Source organism: Wenzhouxiangella sp. YN9 (assembly GCF_056324165.1).
In genome coordinates, this window is sequence record NZ_JBJNIP010000100.1 from 231,696 (window position 1) to 248,445 (window position 16,750).

The window sequence follows — 16,750 nt, forward strand, 5'->3', positions numbered from 1 at the left end:
CGCCGTGAAAACCCCAACGATAAAAAATCCGATCCCTGACTTCATCGACTTTTCCCTGCCTGATCCAGACTGTGTCATGACGCGACGGGCTGACGAAGGGTCACCAGCTCCTCGGCGCTACTGGGGTGGATTCCGATAGTGCGGTCGAAATCCGCCTTGGTCAATTGTGCCCTAACCGCCACGGCAAAGCCCTGGATGATTTCCGGCGCATCCGGGCCGACTACGTGACAGCCGAGCACTCGATCGCTGCCGGCATCCACCACCAGCTTCATCATGCTTTTTTCCTGCCGTTCGCTGAGGGTGTATTTCATCGGCGTAAAGGACGACCGGAAAATGCGAACCTGTTCGTACTGCTCCCTTGCCTCCGCTTCGGACAACCCCACGGTGCCGACCGGCGGTTGACTGAACACGGCCGCCGGCGTAGCGGCATGGTCCACCGGTCGATCCATGCCGCCAAACTGCGTATCGGCAAAGGCGTGGCCTTCCATCAGCGCCACCGGCGTGAGATTGAGCCGGTCGGTGACATCGCCAACGGCGAAGATGTTGTCGACATTGGTGCGGCTGTAGTGGTCGACCTCGATGCGATTTTCCGCGCCCGTATGCACGCCCACCTCTTCCAGGCCCAGATCCCAGGTGTAGGGAGAACGGCCGGTTGCGAACATGACGCAGTCGAAGACCTGGCGGCGATCGTCGGAAAAGGTCACGGCGATGCCGTCATCGCACCGCTCCAGGCGCGCAGGCGAGCTGTGATACTGAACAGCGATGCCGCGACCGCGCATGCCGGCCTCCACGGCCTGACGCACGTCGTCGTCGAACCCGCGCAGAATCAGGTCACGCCGATAGGCCAGCGTGACGTCGCTGCCCATGCCCTGGAAAATGCCGGCAAACTCGACGGCGATGTAGCCGGCACCGGCAACCAGAACGCGCTTGGGCAGAGTGTCCAGATGGAAAGCCTCGTCGGAGGTGATTCCCAGCCCGGCACCGGGGATGTCCGGCACCCAGGGTCGTCCGCCGGTGGCAATGAGAATCTTTTCGGCACTCCAGCGGCGCCCGTCCACCTCCACGGTGTGTCGGTCGATCAAGCGCCCCCGGCCTTCGTGAAGCGTGACCCCGGCGTTGTCGAGCAGCTTGTGGTAGATGCCGTTGAGACGGTCGATCTCCTGGTCCTTGGCCGCAATCAGATCGGGCCAGGAGAACGCTGTATCGCCCACACTCCAGCCGTGGCCGGCTGCGTCCTCGAAATACTCGGAGAACTGCGATGCATACACCAGCAGTTTCTTGGGCACGCAGCCGCGAATCACGCAGGTTCCGCCAACGCGTGACTCCTCGCAGACGGCCACGCGGGCACCGTGGCCGGCGGCAATTCGGGATGCTCGCACTCCGCCGGAGCCGGCACCGAGCACGAACAGGTCATAATCAAAGCTGGGCATCGCGATTTCAGTAGACCCCTCGAATAATTGCAATGGATTTAACTCAGGTCATGCCCGAGCTGTCTCACACGCTAAAATACTACGTTGTCAGTCGTCATATCCGGACAACCGCCCGAAGTCGATGAAGAACCAGACCGACCAGCACTCGCCCGAAGCGCTCCTGCAGGCATTCTCGCGCACCGATTACCGGGTGACCATCGATCGGCACGAATACAGCATTCGAGTCGGGCAGACTCACAGCGCCCTCGATCAAGCGCTTCACGACCGACCCTGGGCGATCGTGACAGCATTCAACCCGGGCGCAAGACAGCTGGGCGAGCGTACCAACCTGGCGCGCCATCGGCAGTTGCTGACAAAGGCTGCGAACCTGGGACGGGAACACCACCCCGCCGTCAACCGCGCCCCGGACGGTGACTGGCCGGACGAAAGCGGCCTGCTGTTCATCGACGCCGAGCCGGCCACCCTGGATCGCATGGCGGAGACATTCGGGCAGGCCGCAATCGTCACCGGACGTGCCAGCCAGCCGGCCGAACTGCGGCTGTACGGGCCATGCTGGCCGCATACCCTGCCCTTCTGGGCCGGACGAGCCCACTGATGCGCGCCCTGCTCGAGGCCAAACAGGCCGGCTTTGCGCGCGCCGGCGAGCTGGTGTTCGAGCCCGTCGACCTGGCGCTCGGGGGTGGTCAGGCGCTGGTGGTACGCGGCGCCAACGGGTCCGGCAAAACCACGCTCTTGAGACTGCTGGCCGGCATCCTGTCGCCGTCGTGCGGGGACATCCAGCGGCGGGCGCCGATAGCTTTTCTCGGGCACCAGGCGGCGATCAAGGGTGAACTCAGCTGTCGGGAGAACCTTCAGTTCCAGCGTCGCTTCCGGGGCACGACCAGCGGCATGAGCAACAGCCGCGCGCTGGCCCGGGTGGGCCTGGCCGGCCTGGGCCTGCGCCCGGCGCGCGCGCTGTCAGCCGGCCAGAAACGCCGCCTCGGCCTGGCCGCCCTGCTGGTGGCACCGGCGGCCGTGTGGCTGCTCGATGAGCCCTACGCCAGCCTGGATGACGACGGCTGCGCGCTGGTCGATGCGCTGTTGCAGGAGCAGCTCGGCCGCGATGGTTCAGCCGTACTCTCCACGCACCAGCGCCAGCCGCTGATCCAACGCGAGCCGGTACTGCTCACGATTCGGCGACACACGCAACCACAATCGGAACAGACGGCATGATCGGACGCATGAACGCCCTGCTGCGCCGCGACCTGCGCCTGGCTCTGCGCCACGGCGGCGAATCACTGATGCCGCTGATCTTTCTGTTTGCTGTCATCATTCTGGTGCCGCTGGGCGTCGGCCCCGGGCCAAACCTGCTGGCCAGCATCGCACCGGGAATGATCTGGGTCGCGGCGCTGCTGGCCAGCCTGCTCGCCCTGGAGCAGCTGTTCCGGCCCGATCTTGAAGACGGCACCCTGGAGCAGTGGTGGGTGGGCGCGTCGTCGCCCGGCCCGCTAGTCGCCACTCGCCTGTTCAGCCACTGGTTGATCACCGGTGTACCGGTGATCGTATTCGCCCCGCTGGCGGCGCAAATGCTGTATCTGCCGGACCGCGCCCTGCCCACGCTGATGCTGACCCTGCTCATCGGCACGCCGATTCTCAGCCTGGTCGGCGGTCTGGCCAGTGCACTGACCCTGGGAACGAACCGCGGCAGCGTTCTGTTGTCCATCCTGGTGTTCCCGATGGTGGTGCCTGTACTGATCTTCGCAACCGGCGGCGTGACGGCTGCTGCGGAAGGCTTGTCGGCGCGAGCGCACCTGGGCCTGCTGTCGGCGCTGCTGATTCTTGCCGTGACCCTGGTCCCGTTTGCCACCACCGCTGCACTGAGGTTGAACATCGAATGATTTTTCAGCGTCTGAAAGTCGGCTTTCACCGCCTGGGCTCACCGCCAACCTTCTACCGGCTCTGTCGCGTTCTGTCGCCCTGGCTGTGGGCTGGTTTCCTGGTCTGCGCCGCCATCGGCCTCTACCAGGCGCTTTACATCGTGCCGCCCGATTATCAGCAAGGCGACAGCTATCGCATCCTGTTCATTCACGTGCCAGCGGCGTGGCAAGCGCTCGCCAGCTATCTCATCATGGCGGTTCTGGCCGCCATCGCGCTGATCTGGCGCATTCGCACCGTCGAGATCATGGCCATGGCAGCCGCTCCGATCGGCGCCGGGCTCACGGCGCTCTGCCTGGCCACCGGCTCGCTGTGGGGCAAGCCCATGTGGGGCACCTGGTGGGCCTGGGATGCGCGCCTGACGTCGATGCTGGTGCTGCTGTTCATCTATCTGGGCATCATGGGGCTCTACGCCGCCTTCGAGGATCGGCGCAAGGGCGCCCGCGTGGCCTGCATCCTCGTGCTGGTGGGGCTGGTCAATATCCCGCTGATCCACTTCTCGGTAGAATGGTGGACCACCCTGCACCAGGGCGCGACGATCCGCCTGCTGGGCGAATCACGAATGCACTCGAGCATGCTGTCGCCGCTGATCTGGATGACCGTGGGCGTCAAACTGATGTTCGGAGGGGCGCTGCTCGACCGTGCCCGCAACGATCTGATCGAGCAGGACCGACGCAAGAACTGGATTGGCCGCGTGATCGGACAGGACACAGCGAAAGGAAAGACATGATCCCGCAACTCGACTACGCCTTCTACGTTTGGAGCAGCTACGGCCTGTTCGCCGTGATCATGGCCTGGCAATTCCTGCAGCCGCGCGTGCGCAGGCGGCAGCTCATCGCCGAACTGCGCGAGGAACAAGCACTACAGACCGGAAACTACGATGACACCGACGCGTAAGAAAAGACTGGCCCTGGTGGCGTTGATCGTCCTCGGCGTGGGCGCTGCCACCGCCGTGGCCATCACTGCACTCAATGACAACATGCTTTATTTCGTCAGTCCCACCGATGTACATGCCGCCGCGGCACCCGCCGACCGCCAGATTCGCCTCGGCGGTCTGGTGGCTGCCAATTCGGTCAGTCGCGACCCCGACAGCCTCAAGGTCGAGTTCACCGTTACCGACGGCCTCCACGACGTACCGGTCAGCTTTGAAGGCATCCTGCCCGACCTGTTTCGCGAAGGCCAGGGAGTGATCGCGCACGGCCAGCTCGACGCGGCCGGGCACTTCCACGCCAACGAAGTTCTGGCCCGCCACGACGAGACCTACATGCCGCCGGAAGTGATGAAGTCGCTGGAGGCCGCCGGCCACCCGGCGGAGGCGTCGACGCGATGAGCGCCGAGCTCGGACAGATCTCGCTGATCCTGGCCCTGGTGCTGGCCGCGCTGCTGGCGGTTCTGCCGATGGTTGGCGCCCAGCGCAACAACGAGGCGCTGATGAAACTCGCGCCGTCGCTTGCGATCGGACAATTCGTGTTTCTCGCCGGCGCCTTCGCGGCGCTGACCATGGCATTCCTGCAGCACGACTTTACCGTCACCTACGTGGCCATGCACTCCAACCTGCTGCTGCCCTGGTTCTACCGTGTCACCGCGGTGTGGGGCAGCCACGAGGGTTCGCTGCTGCTGTGGATGCTGCTGCTGGGTGGCTGGATGCTGGCCGTGGCCGCCTTCTCGCGCTCCGTGCCGCGGTACTTCACCGCGCGCGTGCTCGCGGTGATGGGCATGATCTCGGTCGGCTTTCTGTTGTTCATCCTGTTCACGTCCAACCCATTCGAGCGCATCCTGCCCGGCCCGATCGACGGTCGCGACCTCAATCCGCTGCTGCAGGATCCCGGCATGATCTTTCATCCGCCGCTGCTGTATATGGGCTACGTCGGCTTTGCGGTCGCCTTCGCCTTCGCCATTGCCGGGCTGATTGGCGGACGCGTCGAGCGCGACTGGGTGCGCTGGTCTCGCCCCTGGACCCTGGCGGCCTGGTCGTTTCTCACTTTCGGCATTGCGCTGGGCTCATGGTGGGCTTATTACGAGCTCGGCTGGGGTGGCTGGTGGTTCTGGGATCCGGTCGAAAATGCCTCTTTCATCCCCTGGCTGATTGGCACCGCGCTGATTCACTCACAGGCAGTGACCGAAAAGCGCGGCGCCTTCCCGGCGTGGACCGTATTGCTTTCCATCGCCGCCTTCTCGATGTCGCTGCTGGGCACCTTCCTGGTGCGCTCGGGCGTGTTGACCTCGGTACACGCCTTCGCCAACGATCCTGAGCGCGGCCTGTTCATACTCGCCTTCATGGCCCTGATCGTCGGCGGTGCGCTCACGCTGTACGCGCTGCGCGCGCCGCGCATCATGGTTGGCCAGGGCTTCGACTGGCTCAGCCGCGAATCCCTGCTGCTGCTCAACAACGTCTTCTTCACCGTCTCGGCGGCCATGGTCTTGCTGGGCACGCTCTACCCGCTGATCATCGACTTCATGGACTGGGGCCAGATCTCGGTCGGCCCGCCCTACTTCGGGGCCATGTTCATTCTGCTGATGACGCCGGTGGTGCTGCTGCTGCCGCTGGGACCGTTCACGCGCTGGAAGCGTGACGCATTCATGCGCGTCGTACGCCCGCTGGCGTTGACCGCGATCGGGTCGGTCGCGGCTGCGCTGGCGGTGTGCGCCTGGCTCGATACCTGGAGCCTGCGCGCAGCCAGCGGCTGGATCGGCGGCTTCTGGCTGATCGGTGGCGCTGCCGCGTACGCCTTCCGCACGGCCCGCGCCAGCCGCTCTGGCCTGCCCCGTCATCAATGGGGCATGGTGCTGGCCCATGCCGGCGTTGGCGTGTTTCTCATCGGCGCGGCCATGGTCGAAGCACACACTTTTGAACGCGACGTGCGCATTGCGCCCGGCGAGACCATCGAGGCAGCGGGCTACAGTTTCACTCTGCACGAAGTCGCCCAGGTCAAGGGCCCCAACTGGCGCGCGGATGAAGCCCGGATCACCATCCACCGCGGCGACCGTCAGGTAGCGCACATGACGCCTCAGAAACGCCTCTACCACCGCGGCGGCCAGACCATGACCCAGGTAGCGCTCAAGCCCGGCGTGTTCCGCGATCTTTATATCGCCATGGGCGACCGACTCGACGACAGCGGCGCCTGGAGCATGCGCCTGCACGTCAAACCTTTCGTGCGCTGGATCTGGGGAGGTGCCGTGCTGATCGGCATCGGCGGCCTGATCTCGGCCTCCGATCGTCGCTACCGCAAACGCCGCAGACACAAGGCGAGCGATGCCACTGCCACCGGTGCCGAGGCGCCGGCATGATTCGCATGCTGATTCCGCTCGCTGTCTTCCTGGGTCTGCTCGGCCTGCTCATCGCCGGCCTCCAGACCGGCGATGAACGCAAACTGGTGCAGTCGCCGCTGATCGGCAAACCGGTGCCGCAGTTCAGCCTGCCCGGCCTGTACGACCCGCAAACACTCACCAGCCGCGATGATCTGCTCGGCCAGCCGTATATTCTCAATGTCTGGGGCAGCTGGTGCTGGGCTTGCCGCGCCGAGCACCCATTCATGGAGCGCCTCGGCAAGGAAGCCCCGATCGATCTGGTGGGCTTCAACTGGAAGGACGATCGCGAGGACGCGCTGGCCTGGATCGATCGCTTCGGCAGCGCCTGGGATCGGCACCTGGTCGACCATGAAGGCCAGGTCGCCATCGATCTGGGCGTTTATGGTGCCCCGGAGACCTTCCTGGTCGATCACGAGGGGATCATTCGCCACAAACACATCGGTCCGGTCGACGCCAACGTGTTTCAGGACCTGATGCGACGCGCCATGCAGTTGCAGGCGGAAACCACAAAATGAAACTTCAGTTGCAACCAGTGATATGCGGCAGGTGGCTTTTGATCCTGGCCCTTTTGCCCCTGCTGGCGCTGGGCTCGGCAATCGAGCCTTACGATTTTCAAAGTGAACTGCAGCGCCAGCGGTTCCGCTCACTGGTCGAGGAACTGCGCTGCACGGTGTGCCAGAACCAGTCGCTGGCAGATTCGGACGCACCACTGGCTCAGGATCTGCGGAGTGAAGTGCTGCGCATGCTGCAGGACGACCGCAGCGACCAGGAGATCCGCAACTTCATGGTCGAGCGCTACGGCAACTATGTACTCTACCGTCCGCCACTGGCCGCACAGACCTTTCTGCTGTGGGGTGGCCCGGTCATTCTGCTGCTGATCGGCCTGACGGCCGCGGTCCTCGTCATTCGCAAACGGAGATCGGTGCTTTGAGCAATCCGGTGTTTCTCTTCATCACCGTCGCGGCGGTGCTGCTGGCGTTGGCATTCGTCATCGCCCCCCTGCTGGGCAGCCGGCAACGCATGACGCTGATTGGCGCGGTGATTTTCGTGCCCGCTGCAACCCTTGCCGTCTACTTGTCTGTAGGCCACCCGGCGGCAATCAAACCCGATACCGGCCAGACCGGTGAAATTCGCACGGCAGTGACCGAGCTGGCCCAACGCGCGATGCGTGAACCGGATATCGCCGAACACTGGGCTCGTCTCGGGCTGGCCTACAAGAGCCTGGAAGAATTCAGCTCGGCCGAGCACGCCTTCCGTCGCGCGCTCTTCATCAACCGGGAAGATGCCCGAATCAAGACGGAGCTGGCCGAAACCCTGCTGTACGCCTCCGGCGAGCGCCGCCTGCCCGATGAGGCGCACCGCCTGCTGCGAGAAGCGGCCGATGGCGGCAACCAGAAGGCGTTATGGTTTCTTGGCCTTGCGGCTTTTCAGCGCGAAGATTACCCAGCCGCCGTTCGCCGCTTCGAGCGCCTGTTGACTCTGGTGCCCGAGACCAGCGACGTCAGGACAACCATCGAGCGCTATCTGGCGACTGCCCGAGCCGGGGGACCCGACGATCGAACTGTCGGCCCGGCCGACGCAGAGCCGGCAACCTCCCTGTCGGTTTCGATAGACATCACCGACGAACTCGCCGGCAGGCTCAATGGAGATGAAACGCTCTTCGTAGCGGTTCGCTCCGGTTCCGGCGGGCCGCCGCTGGCCGCCCGTCGCCTGCAAAGCGGCCCTTTCCCCGTGGAGCTGACGGTCGACGACGATGACGCCATGATGGCCGGCAACAGCCTGTCTTCGGCCGAGTCCATCATGGTGATCGCCCGGGTATCTTTCAGCGGCGACGCAGCGCCCCGATCAGGCGATCTGGAAGGCCGTAGCGACAGGCTCACGATCAACAACAACAACACCAACGTGGAGGTGCTCATTGAAGAGGTCCTTTGAGACCGCAATTCGGGGGCTTGCGGCAACATTTCTTCTCTGCACAGCATTCGCGGCCCAAGCCGCAGACAGCGACAATCACGGCAACGGTCGGGAACCCGACCGTCAGGAAACCGATCGTGAGGAACCCGATCGTCGTGAACTCGAAGAGCGCGCCATCTGGGTCGTGGAATACGAAAACGACATCTTCGCCAACGAAGACCGTTACTACACCAACGGCATTCGACTTTCACGGGTGGGGCAGGTTCGTACGCCGCCCTCCTGGCTGGCGCGGGTGGCCCGGAAGTTTCCCGGCATCGATGAAGCTGACGCGCTGCCCTATCGCTTGTCCATCAGCCACAACCTTTATACCCCGCGCGATATCGAAAACCCGCAGTTTCCGCCCGATGACCGGCCTTATGCTGCCTGGTTCAACGTGCAGTTCGCTACCGGCACCGCCAGCGAAAAAGGCGCCGATCGAGTCTCCGTCGGCGTCGGCGTTACCGGCCCCCTGGCCTTCGGTGAAGAGATTCAGAAAGTCATCCATTCGGCCATCGGCTCGCCCGAGCCCGTGGGTTGGGATGAGCAGATCAGAAACGAACCCACCCTGCAGCTCGGCTACGACCGCGTCCGCCGGTTTGCAAGCCTGGGCAACCCCGGCGGTGCCGCCATTGACGCATCCTGGATGGGCGGCGCCATGCTCGGCAACGCCCACACCCACGTTGCCGCCGGTGGTTATCTGCGGGCAGGCCATAACCTGCCGCGCGGATACGGACCGCCGCGAATCACCCCGGCCCTGTCGGGCGAGAATTACTTCATGCCCACCCGCGCCGCTTCCTGGTATGTGTATATCGGCATGGAAGGACGGCGAGTCTTTCGCGACATGTTCATCGAGGGAAACACGTTCGGCGGCGTCGACGGCGTCAGCCGCAAGCGGCACGTCGGCGAAGTCTATGGCGGCCTCGTCTATACGCGTGGGCCCTTCCGCATGACCTATACACAGGTCTGGCGCTCGCGCGAGTTCGTCGGGCAGCGTGAAGGGCAAAGCTATGGCGCGCTGTCATTCTCGCTGTGGTGGTAGTCAGCCAGCGGCCGGGGGCGGCCGAACAGAAACCCCTGCATGTAGTCAATACCGACTTCGCGGCAGAGTTCGGCCGTTGTTTCCTGCTCTACGCCTTCGATCAGCGTGCGCACACCCATTGAAGAAATCATCCGGCTGAGCTCGGCCAGAAGGCGATAGCGTGGCGAATCCCGCCCGGTCACATCCTGAATGAGCCCGCGATCGAACTTGAGATAGTCCGGCGGCACTTCAACCAGCTCGAGCAATCGTGCCTGCCCGGCGCCGAAATCATCGTAGGCCAGGGCAATATTCATGCGCGCCAACTCCTGCTTGACCTCGGCCATCGCGCCCAGATCGGTGACAACCGACTCGTGCACTTCGAAGACCAGGCTGAGGTCCGGATACGCGCGCCGCAATCGCTGTATTTCCTCCAACAAGCCCCCCATATCCTCGCATTCGGCGGGGTGGTTGTTGAAAAACAGGGGCATCCGCAGGCCGGCGCGATCGGCCTGCTCGAAGCAGCGACGACGCAGCATGCGGCTCAGGCGCATTTCGGCATCCAGCGTGGCAGCCAGCGCAAACAACTGCGCCGGCCCGTCTTCCAGATCGGGATGCTCGCTGCGGCCGAGCAGCTCGACGGCGCAGGGTTCACCCGCCGCGGTGACGATCGGTTGACCGTATCCGGTGACCTGTTCACCGGCAAGCAGCTGAAAGAACGCGGGCATCTGCAGCGAAAAATCCTGCGGCAGCGACGTCATGCCAACCACGGTCTCCTCACCGGTGCGCCCGGCACCGGATGCCTCCCGCCCGATCGAGTCGACCATGACCCGGAACTCGTGATCGGCCAGATGGAGCACGTCACCCACTTGCAAAGCGGTGGGCTCGACCACCCGCTGATGGTTGACGAAGGTGCCGTTGGTGCTGCCCAGGTCACGTACCCAAAGCACCCGGCCATCGAGATCAAAGCGAGCGTGCATTCTCGACAGGCGAGCAACCGCGAGCTGAACGCCACACTCCGAGTGTCTTCCCACCGTCACCGGAAATTCGTCGAGATGGATATGGCGCGGCAGGTAGGCGTCCTTGCCGGAACTCTCCAGGTAGAAGCGCTGAGGCATCAACCCCCCTGCGAGAATGCGGAACAAGAGCAGTATCCGCGTATTGCCTCAACAGCGCAAGGCCACTTCACGGGGCCGCGGCAGGAAAATGATATTGACAATGATTCGCATTCATGCAAACATGCGCTTATGTACGTTTGTATCTGCAATGCCGTCACCGAGCGCACGATTCGTGAACTGGTGGCGGATGGCTACCACAGCCTCAATGAAATCCAGGCCTTGACCGGCTGTTCCGGCACCTGTGGTCGCTGCCGTGAACATGCCGAAGCCGTGATCGCGGCTGCCCTCAGACCCGCTCAGCCCTCACTCCCCGTGCTCGGCCCCGGCGGCAACCCCTCGCCCCTGCGCACGGCCTGAACACTGCCGTCACTGGCCACTTTCAGCCACGGACGTTATGCTAGTGACAGTCCAATCGCTGAGAGCACGAACCATGAAAGGCGACAAGAAGATCATCGATCTGCTCAACCAGGCGCTGAAAGCCGAGTTGACCGCCATCAATCAGTATTTTCTGCACTCCCGCATGTTTCAGGACTGGGGCCTGAACAAGCTCGCCGAGCTGGAGTACCAGGAATCGATCGACGAGATGAAGCACGCCGATCGCATCATCCAGCGCATTCTGTTTCTCGGTGGCCTGCCCAACCTGCAGGACCTGGGCCACCTGCTGATCGGCGAAAACCCGGTCGAATGCATCCGCAACGACCTCAAGCTGGAATACGAAGCGCTCGAGATGTACAAAACAGCAGTCAAGGAATGCGAAGCCGCTGCCGACTATGCCACCCGCGACCTGTTTTCAGAGCTGATTCACGACGAGGAAGGCCATGCCGACTTCCTCGAAACCCAGCTGGAGCTGATCGAGCGCATTGGCGAGCAGCGTTATCTGCAGTCGCAGATGGGAGAGCAGGAAGCCGGGCACTGACCCACGATCGCTTCAGCCCGATGGTGCCCGCGCACCACGCTCAAGGCGCCTGCGAAAGAACACGACGCGCGACTTGCCGTAGCGCGTTCAGGCAATCCACTTGAGCAAACGCGCCTTGAGCCGGCTGTAGGGCGGAAAACGGATGGAAACCTCGGGGAAGCGGCCGCGCTTCATCACCGCTTTCAGGTGAGACAGCCGCTCAAAGCCCGCCTTGCCGTGATATTGGCCCATGCCGCTCCCCCCCACCCCGCCGAAGGGCAGCCCCGGCACGGACATGAACATCAGCGTGTCATTGATGCACAGGTTGCCGGTCGACACCGCTTCCGAGAAGCGGCGTTCGGACTCGCTCGAACGCGTAAACAGATACGACGACAGCGGCTTGTCGCGCCGACGGATGAAGGCAATGGCGTCTTCCAGGCCATCGACTTCGATCAGCGGCAGGATGGGCCCGAAGATTTCATCCTGCATCAGCGGCGAGCTTGAGCTGACCCCGGTCATGACCGTCGGCTCGATGCGACAGCGCGCCTGATCCACGCGGCCGCCGATGACTACCTCACCATTGTCGAGCAGCCGCTCGAGGCGATCGAAATGTCGACGATTGATGATCTTGCAATAGTCCGCGCTGCCGAGACGATCCGGGCCGTACATTGCTGACAGCTCCTGGTCGATGGCGTCGATCAGCCGATCACGATCGGCGGCGGTAACCAGCACGTAATCAGGCGCAATGCAGGTCTGCCCGGCATTGAGACACTTGCCCCAGACAAGTCGGCGCGCGGCCGATGGGATATCAGCACCGGGATCGATCACGCACGGGCTCTTGCCCCCCAGCTCAAGCGTGACCGGCGTGAGGTGCCGTGCCGCCGCCTGCATGATGATCCGGCCCACTGCCGCGCCGCCGGTATAGAAGATGTGATCAAAGCGCTGCTCGAGCAGCGCGGTCGTTTCCTCGACCGCGCCTTCGACCACGCTGACGGCGCGGCAATCAAGATACCGTGGCACCAACTCGGCGAACAGCTGCGATGTGGCCGCAGCCACCTCGGAAGGCTTGAGCACGGCGCAGTTGCCGGCGGCCAGTGCCGCAACCAGCGGGCCGAGCACCAGCTGAATCGGGTAGTTCCAGGCGCCAATGATCAGCACCACGCCAAGGGGCTCGGGCTGCACCCAGCTGCGCCCGGGCTGGCCAACCAGCGGGGTTCTCACCCGGCGTCGTCTGGCCCAGCGCCTGAGGCCTTTGCGGGCGTGCCGGATTTCACTGAAAATCAGCGCCGTCTCGCCCAGCAGCACCTCCTGATACGGCTTGCCCAGATCCTGCGCAAGGGCCTTGCTGACGCGCTGCTCGTTTTCTTCCAGCATGCGCCCAATCGCCGCCAGCTGCTGGCGTCGCCACGCCAGCGGGCGCGTCAGGCCCTGCTCGAAGCCGGCGCGCAGTGCCTCGAGCAGCTGCGGATATTGCGCGACCTCAGTGATCTCGCTCATGACGATGCGGTCTCCACCGGGTCGACATCATGCGATCGGCTCGAAGTCCGCAGTGAAGTGCCGCAAGAATCGCGGCTCGCGGATGATTCGATAACCCGGTGCCTTGCGGCGCTGGTCACGAACGTGCTCGAAGGCCTCGATCAGGTAGTCGACGTGGCTTTGAGTGTAGACGCGGCGCGGAATGGCCAGGCGTACCAGCTCGCGCGGAGCGGGAATCAGCTGACCGTTACCGTCATACTTGCCGAACATCACCGAACCGATCTCGACCGAACGGATGCCGCCGATCCTGTAGAGCTCGCACACCAGAGACTGGCCGGGGTACTGTTCGACCGGTAGATGATCGTAGAGCTTGCCGGCGTCGACATATACGGCGTGACCGCCGATCGGCTTGATCACCGGAATCCCCAGACGATCGAGATGTTCGCCCAGGTAAGCCGTCGAGCGCGTGCGATAACGCAGGTAGTCTTCGTTGAAGATCTCTTCGAGGCCGATGGCAATCGCCTCCATATCGCGGCCGGACAGACCGCCGTAGGTTGTATAGCCCTCGGTAATGATCAGCACGCTGGTGCAGTGCTCGGCCAGTTCGCCATCCTTGAGCGCAAGAAAACCGCCCATGTTCACCAGCGCGTCCTTCTTGGCGCTGAACACGCAGCCGTCGGCCAGCGCAAACATCTCGCTGGCGATCTCGCGGCAGCTCTTGCTGCCGTAGCCATCTTCGTCCTGCTTGATGAACCAGGCATTTTCGGCAATTCGGCAGGCGTCGAGAATGAACAGAATGCCGTGCCTGCGGCACAGATCACGCACCGCCCGTGCATTGGCCATGCTCACGGCCTGACCCCCGCCGGAGTTGTTGGTCACCGTCAGAATGATCGCGCCGATATTGCCCGCCCCCCGGTCGTCGATCAGCGCGGCCATGCGCTCGACATCGGCATTGCCCTTGAACGCGAAATCGCTCTCGGCCCGACTCGCCTCCGGCGTGACGCAGTCGATGGCTTCGGCCCCGCTGTATTCGACGTTGGCGCGGGTGGTATCAAAATGCGTGTTGCTCAGGAACGTCTTTCCTTCGCCGCCCAGGTGGCTGTAGAGAATGCGCTCGGCCGCGCGCCCCTGGTGCGTGGGCAGGATATGCGAATAGCCGGTCAGATCCTTCACGATCCGCTCCAGGCGTTGCCAACTGGTGGATCCGGCGTACGACTCATCGCCACGCATCATGCCACCCCACTGCTCGGCGCTCATCGCCGAGGTGCCGCTGTCGGTCAGCAAGTCGATGATGACCTGCTCGGACTGAAGCTTGAACGGATTGTAGTGAGCTTGTTCAAGGTACGCTGTCCGCTGCTTGCGGGTGGTCATGGCGATGGGTTCGACGGTCTTGATGCGGAACGGCTCGATGACCGTGCGGAACGCTTCAGGCATGGCTGGCTCGACTCTCATAATCTGGAAACAACGTTGGATGATAGCGACACAGAAGGGCGACGTCACCCGCGCTGCCCGGGGGCCGATACAGCCGCCGGGCAAATGACGTTCATGCGAGCCGGCACAATTGTGTACAGAATGTGATCAACTGAGCACAATCTATGTGATATGCGTCACATTATTGCAAATCCATCGCGGTTTCCGCTGGCTTTTACCCGGCGCGATCAGGTATACCTCTCACGCGGTTTCGGGACGACCCGCAGCCGCTTAGCGATCAAGGGGAATCATAAATTGATCCTAATGGGAGACAATCCAACATGTTACGAAGACTATCGCTAGTCCAACTGGCCGGTGCCTTACTGCTGGCCGCAACCTTCCTCTCCACCGCGCAAGCCGCGCAACTCTACTCCACCGCAAATCCGATCGAGGGCCAGTACATCGTGGTTCTCAAAGACGGAGTCACTGCGTTCGGAGAAAACAACGCCAATGGCGTTTCCGTCGCTTCAGCGGCCGCCAGCATGGCGCGCACATACGGTGCAAAGGTCCAGATGACCTACGAGCACGTGCTGCCCGGTTTCGTCATCAAGGCCGGCCCGAGGTCCATAGCCAAGCTGCTTGAAGACGACCGTGTCGCCTACATCGAGGAAGACGGCATCGTCTCGATCAGCGCCACCCAGAACAACGCGACCTGGGGCCTGGATCGTATCGATCAGCGTAGCCGTCCCTTGAGCGGAACCTACACCTACACCACCACTGCCAGCAACGTGCACAGCTACATCATCGATACCGGCTTGCTCGGCTCGCACAACGAATTCAGCGGTCGCGTGGGTAACGGCTATTCCGCCATCAACGACGGCCGCGGCTGGACCGACTGTAACGGTCACGGCACGCACGTCGGTGGCACGGTGGCCGGCACCACTTATGGCGTAGCCAAGCAATCCACCTTGCACGCCGTTCGCGTTCTGGGCTGTGACGGCTCCGGTTCCAACTCCGGCGTCGTTGCCGGAATGGACTGGGTTGCCGGCAATGCGCAGTTCCCGGCCGTGGCCAACATGAGCCTGGGCGGGGGCGCCTCGCAGGCAACCGACAACGCCGTGACCCGCATGCGCAATGCCGGCGTGACCGTGGTGGTTGCCGCGGGCAATGAAAGTCAGAACGCCTGCTACGGTTCGCCGGCGCGCTCGTCGGACGCGATCACCGTTGGTTCGACCACGAGCTCCGACTCGCGCTCGAGCTTCTCCAACTACGGCAGCTGTGTCGACGTGTTCGCACCGGGTTCGAGCATTACCTCGGCCTGGCACACGAGCCGCTCGGCCACCAACACCATCAGTGGCACCTCGATGGCCTCGCCGCACGTGGCCGGTGTTGCCGCACTCTATCTGGCCGACAACCCCAGCGCTTCGCCGAGCCAGGTCGAAAACGCCATTTACTCGAACGCCTCGAGCAACAAGCTCAGCGGCATCGGTTCCGGCTCGCCCAACCTCCTCGTCTACTCGCTGTTTGACGGCGATGGCGGCGGCGGCGGCGGCGGCGGTGGCGGCGGCGGTGGTGGCACCACCGAGCTGTCCAACGGCGTCCCGGAAACCAACCTTTCCGGCAGCCAGAACTCGGAATCGCATTTCGTCATCGACGTGCCGTCCGGCGCCAGCAATCTGGAAATCGCCACCAGCGGTGGCTCGGGCGATGTCGACCTGTACGTGCGTATCGGTTCCAAGGCGACCACCTCGACCTACGACTGCCGCCCCTACCGCAACGGCAACAGCGAATCGTGCACTGCCGCGAGCCCGCAGGCCGGCAGCTACTACGTCATGCTCCGTGGCTACCGCAGCTACTCCGGCGTGAACCTCGTTGCCAGCTTTGATCAAGCCGGCGGCGGCGGTGGCGGCGGCGGCGGTGGCGCGCCCTGCAGCAACTGCACCGAATACACCGGCTCACTGTCGAGCGGTGGTGCGGCCATCGAACCCAACGGCGACTACTACTATGCCGCGGCCGGCACACACAACGGCTGGCTCTCGGGCCCGTCGAGCGCCGACTTCGACCTCGCTCTGTATCGCTGGAACGGCTGGGACTGGACTCGCGTCGCCCAGTCGCGCAGCGCCTCGAGCGAAGAGCAGATCAGCTACAACGGCACGTCCGGTTACTACTACTGGCGCGTGGAGTCCTACTCGGGCAGCGGCAGCTACAGCCTGTGGCTCGATACCCCGTAAGC

Annotated in this window: 18 protein-coding genes; 14 read left to right on the plus strand and 4 right to left on the minus strand. The window is 63.6% G+C overall.

Translation table 11 applies throughout. The features are described from left to right. Positions 1 to 74: 74 nt before the first annotated feature. Entirely contained in the window at positions 75 to 1,430 is a 1,356-nt protein-coding gene (gor, locus tag ACEWQ0_RS09490; RefSeq protein WP_476483456.1) for a glutathione-disulfide reductase, read from the minus strand. 121 nt (positions 1,431 to 1,551) lie between these two features. Here gor and ACEWQ0_RS09495 point away from each other — a divergent pair, with 121 nt between their 5' ends. The 11 genes from ACEWQ0_RS09495 to ACEWQ0_RS09545 are packed head-to-tail and all read left to right on the plus strand — an operon-like array spanning position 1,552 to position 9,642. Then, a complete protein-coding gene (locus tag ACEWQ0_RS09495; RefSeq protein WP_476483457.1) occupies positions 1,552 to 2,025 on the plus strand; it encodes a DUF3293 domain-containing protein in 474 nt (157 codons plus the stop codon). Continuing rightward, a complete protein-coding gene (gene ccmA, locus ACEWQ0_RS09500) occupies positions 2,025 to 2,642 on the plus strand; it encodes a heme ABC exporter ATP-binding protein CcmA (RefSeq protein ID WP_476483458.1) in 618 nt (205 codons plus the stop codon). Before ACEWQ0_RS09495 ends, ccmA begins: the two co-directional genes overlap by 1 nt. Next, on the plus strand, positions 2,639 to 3,307 hold the full coding sequence (gene ccmB / locus ACEWQ0_RS09505) for a heme exporter protein CcmB (protein WP_476483459.1): 669 nt from the start codon (positions 2,639 to 2,641) through the stop codon (positions 3,305 to 3,307). Before ccmA ends, ccmB begins: the two co-directional genes overlap by 4 nt. Further along, on the plus strand, positions 3,304 to 4,074 hold the full coding sequence (locus tag ACEWQ0_RS09510) for a heme ABC transporter permease (protein WP_476483460.1): 771 nt from the start codon (positions 3,304 to 3,306) through the stop codon (positions 4,072 to 4,074). The genes ccmB and ACEWQ0_RS09510 overlap by 4 nt, the downstream gene beginning before the upstream one ends. Then, positions 4,071 to 4,241, plus strand: coding sequence for a heme exporter protein CcmD (gene ccmD / locus ACEWQ0_RS09515; RefSeq protein ID WP_476483461.1), 171 nt, complete (start codon positions 4,071 to 4,073; stop codon positions 4,239 to 4,241). Before ACEWQ0_RS09510 ends, ccmD begins: the two co-directional genes overlap by 4 nt. Beyond that, a complete protein-coding gene (ccmE, locus tag ACEWQ0_RS09520) occupies positions 4,225 to 4,674 on the plus strand; it encodes a cytochrome c maturation protein CcmE (protein ID WP_476483462.1) in 450 nt (149 codons plus the stop codon). Before ccmD ends, ccmE begins: the two co-directional genes overlap by 17 nt. Beyond that, positions 4,671 to 6,632, plus strand: coding sequence for a heme lyase CcmF/NrfE family subunit (locus tag ACEWQ0_RS09525; protein ID WP_476483463.1), 1,962 nt, complete (start codon positions 4,671 to 4,673; stop codon positions 6,630 to 6,632). Before ccmE ends, ACEWQ0_RS09525 begins: the two co-directional genes overlap by 4 nt. Continuing rightward, complete coding sequence (locus ACEWQ0_RS09530) at positions 6,629 to 7,168, plus strand: DsbE family thiol:disulfide interchange protein (protein ID WP_476483464.1); 540 nt, start codon at positions 6,629 to 6,631, stop codon at positions 7,166 to 7,168. The genes ACEWQ0_RS09525 and ACEWQ0_RS09530 overlap by 4 nt, the downstream gene beginning before the upstream one ends. Before the next feature lie 38 nt (positions 7,169 to 7,206). Then, positions 7,207 to 7,584 (plus strand): cytochrome c-type biogenesis protein, encoded by a 378-nt coding sequence (locus tag ACEWQ0_RS09535; protein ID WP_476485198.1) that lies wholly within the window; start codon positions 7,207 to 7,209, stop codon positions 7,582 to 7,584. After that, a complete protein-coding gene (locus tag ACEWQ0_RS09540; RefSeq protein WP_476483466.1) occupies positions 7,581 to 8,585 on the plus strand; it encodes a tetratricopeptide repeat protein in 1,005 nt (334 codons plus the stop codon). The genes ACEWQ0_RS09535 and ACEWQ0_RS09540 overlap by 4 nt, the downstream gene beginning before the upstream one ends. After that, positions 8,569 to 9,642, plus strand: a complete 1,074-nt coding sequence (locus tag ACEWQ0_RS09545; protein WP_476485199.1) for a lipid A deacylase LpxR family protein — start codon at positions 8,569 to 8,571, stop codon at positions 9,640 to 9,642. The genes ACEWQ0_RS09540 and ACEWQ0_RS09545 overlap by 17 nt, the downstream gene beginning before the upstream one ends. On the opposite strand, the gene ACEWQ0_RS09550 is transcribed toward ACEWQ0_RS09545, so the two are convergent. Continuing rightward, on the minus strand, positions 9,609 to 10,736 hold the full coding sequence (locus ACEWQ0_RS09550) for an EAL domain-containing protein (protein ID WP_476483468.1): 1,128 nt from the start codon (positions 10,734 to 10,736) through the stop codon (positions 9,609 to 9,611). The two genes, ACEWQ0_RS09545 and ACEWQ0_RS09550, sit on opposite strands and share 34 nt — an antisense overlap. Positions 10,737 to 10,865: 129 nt before the next feature. Here ACEWQ0_RS09550 and ACEWQ0_RS09555 point away from each other — a divergent pair, with 129 nt between their 5' ends. Further along, entirely contained in the window at positions 10,866 to 11,093 is a 228-nt protein-coding gene (locus tag ACEWQ0_RS09555) for a (2Fe-2S)-binding protein (RefSeq protein WP_476483469.1), read from the plus strand. A 73-nt stretch (positions 11,094 to 11,166) separates the two neighbouring features. Further along, complete coding sequence (gene bfr / locus ACEWQ0_RS09560; RefSeq protein WP_476483470.1) at positions 11,167 to 11,652, plus strand: bacterioferritin; 486 nt, start codon at positions 11,167 to 11,169, stop codon at positions 11,650 to 11,652. Positions 11,653 to 11,739: 87 nt separating this feature from the next. Here bfr and ACEWQ0_RS09565 read toward each other — a convergent pair whose 3' ends face one another. Continuing rightward, positions 11,740 to 13,128, minus strand: a complete 1,389-nt coding sequence (locus ACEWQ0_RS09565) for an aldehyde dehydrogenase family protein (protein WP_476483471.1) — start codon at positions 13,126 to 13,128, stop codon at positions 11,740 to 11,742. 27 nt (positions 13,129 to 13,155) lie between these two features. Further along, complete coding sequence (locus ACEWQ0_RS09570; RefSeq protein WP_476483472.1) at positions 13,156 to 14,541, minus strand: tryptophanase; 1,386 nt, start codon at positions 14,539 to 14,541, stop codon at positions 13,156 to 13,158. A gap of 317 nt (positions 14,542 to 14,858) precedes the next feature. Between ACEWQ0_RS09570 and ACEWQ0_RS09575 the strand changes: the two genes are divergently transcribed. Then, positions 14,859 to 16,748 (plus strand): S8 family serine peptidase, encoded by a 1,890-nt coding sequence (locus tag ACEWQ0_RS09575; protein WP_476485200.1) that lies wholly within the window; start codon positions 14,859 to 14,861, stop codon positions 16,746 to 16,748. The last annotated feature ends 2 nt before the right edge of the window (positions 16,749 to 16,750 follow it).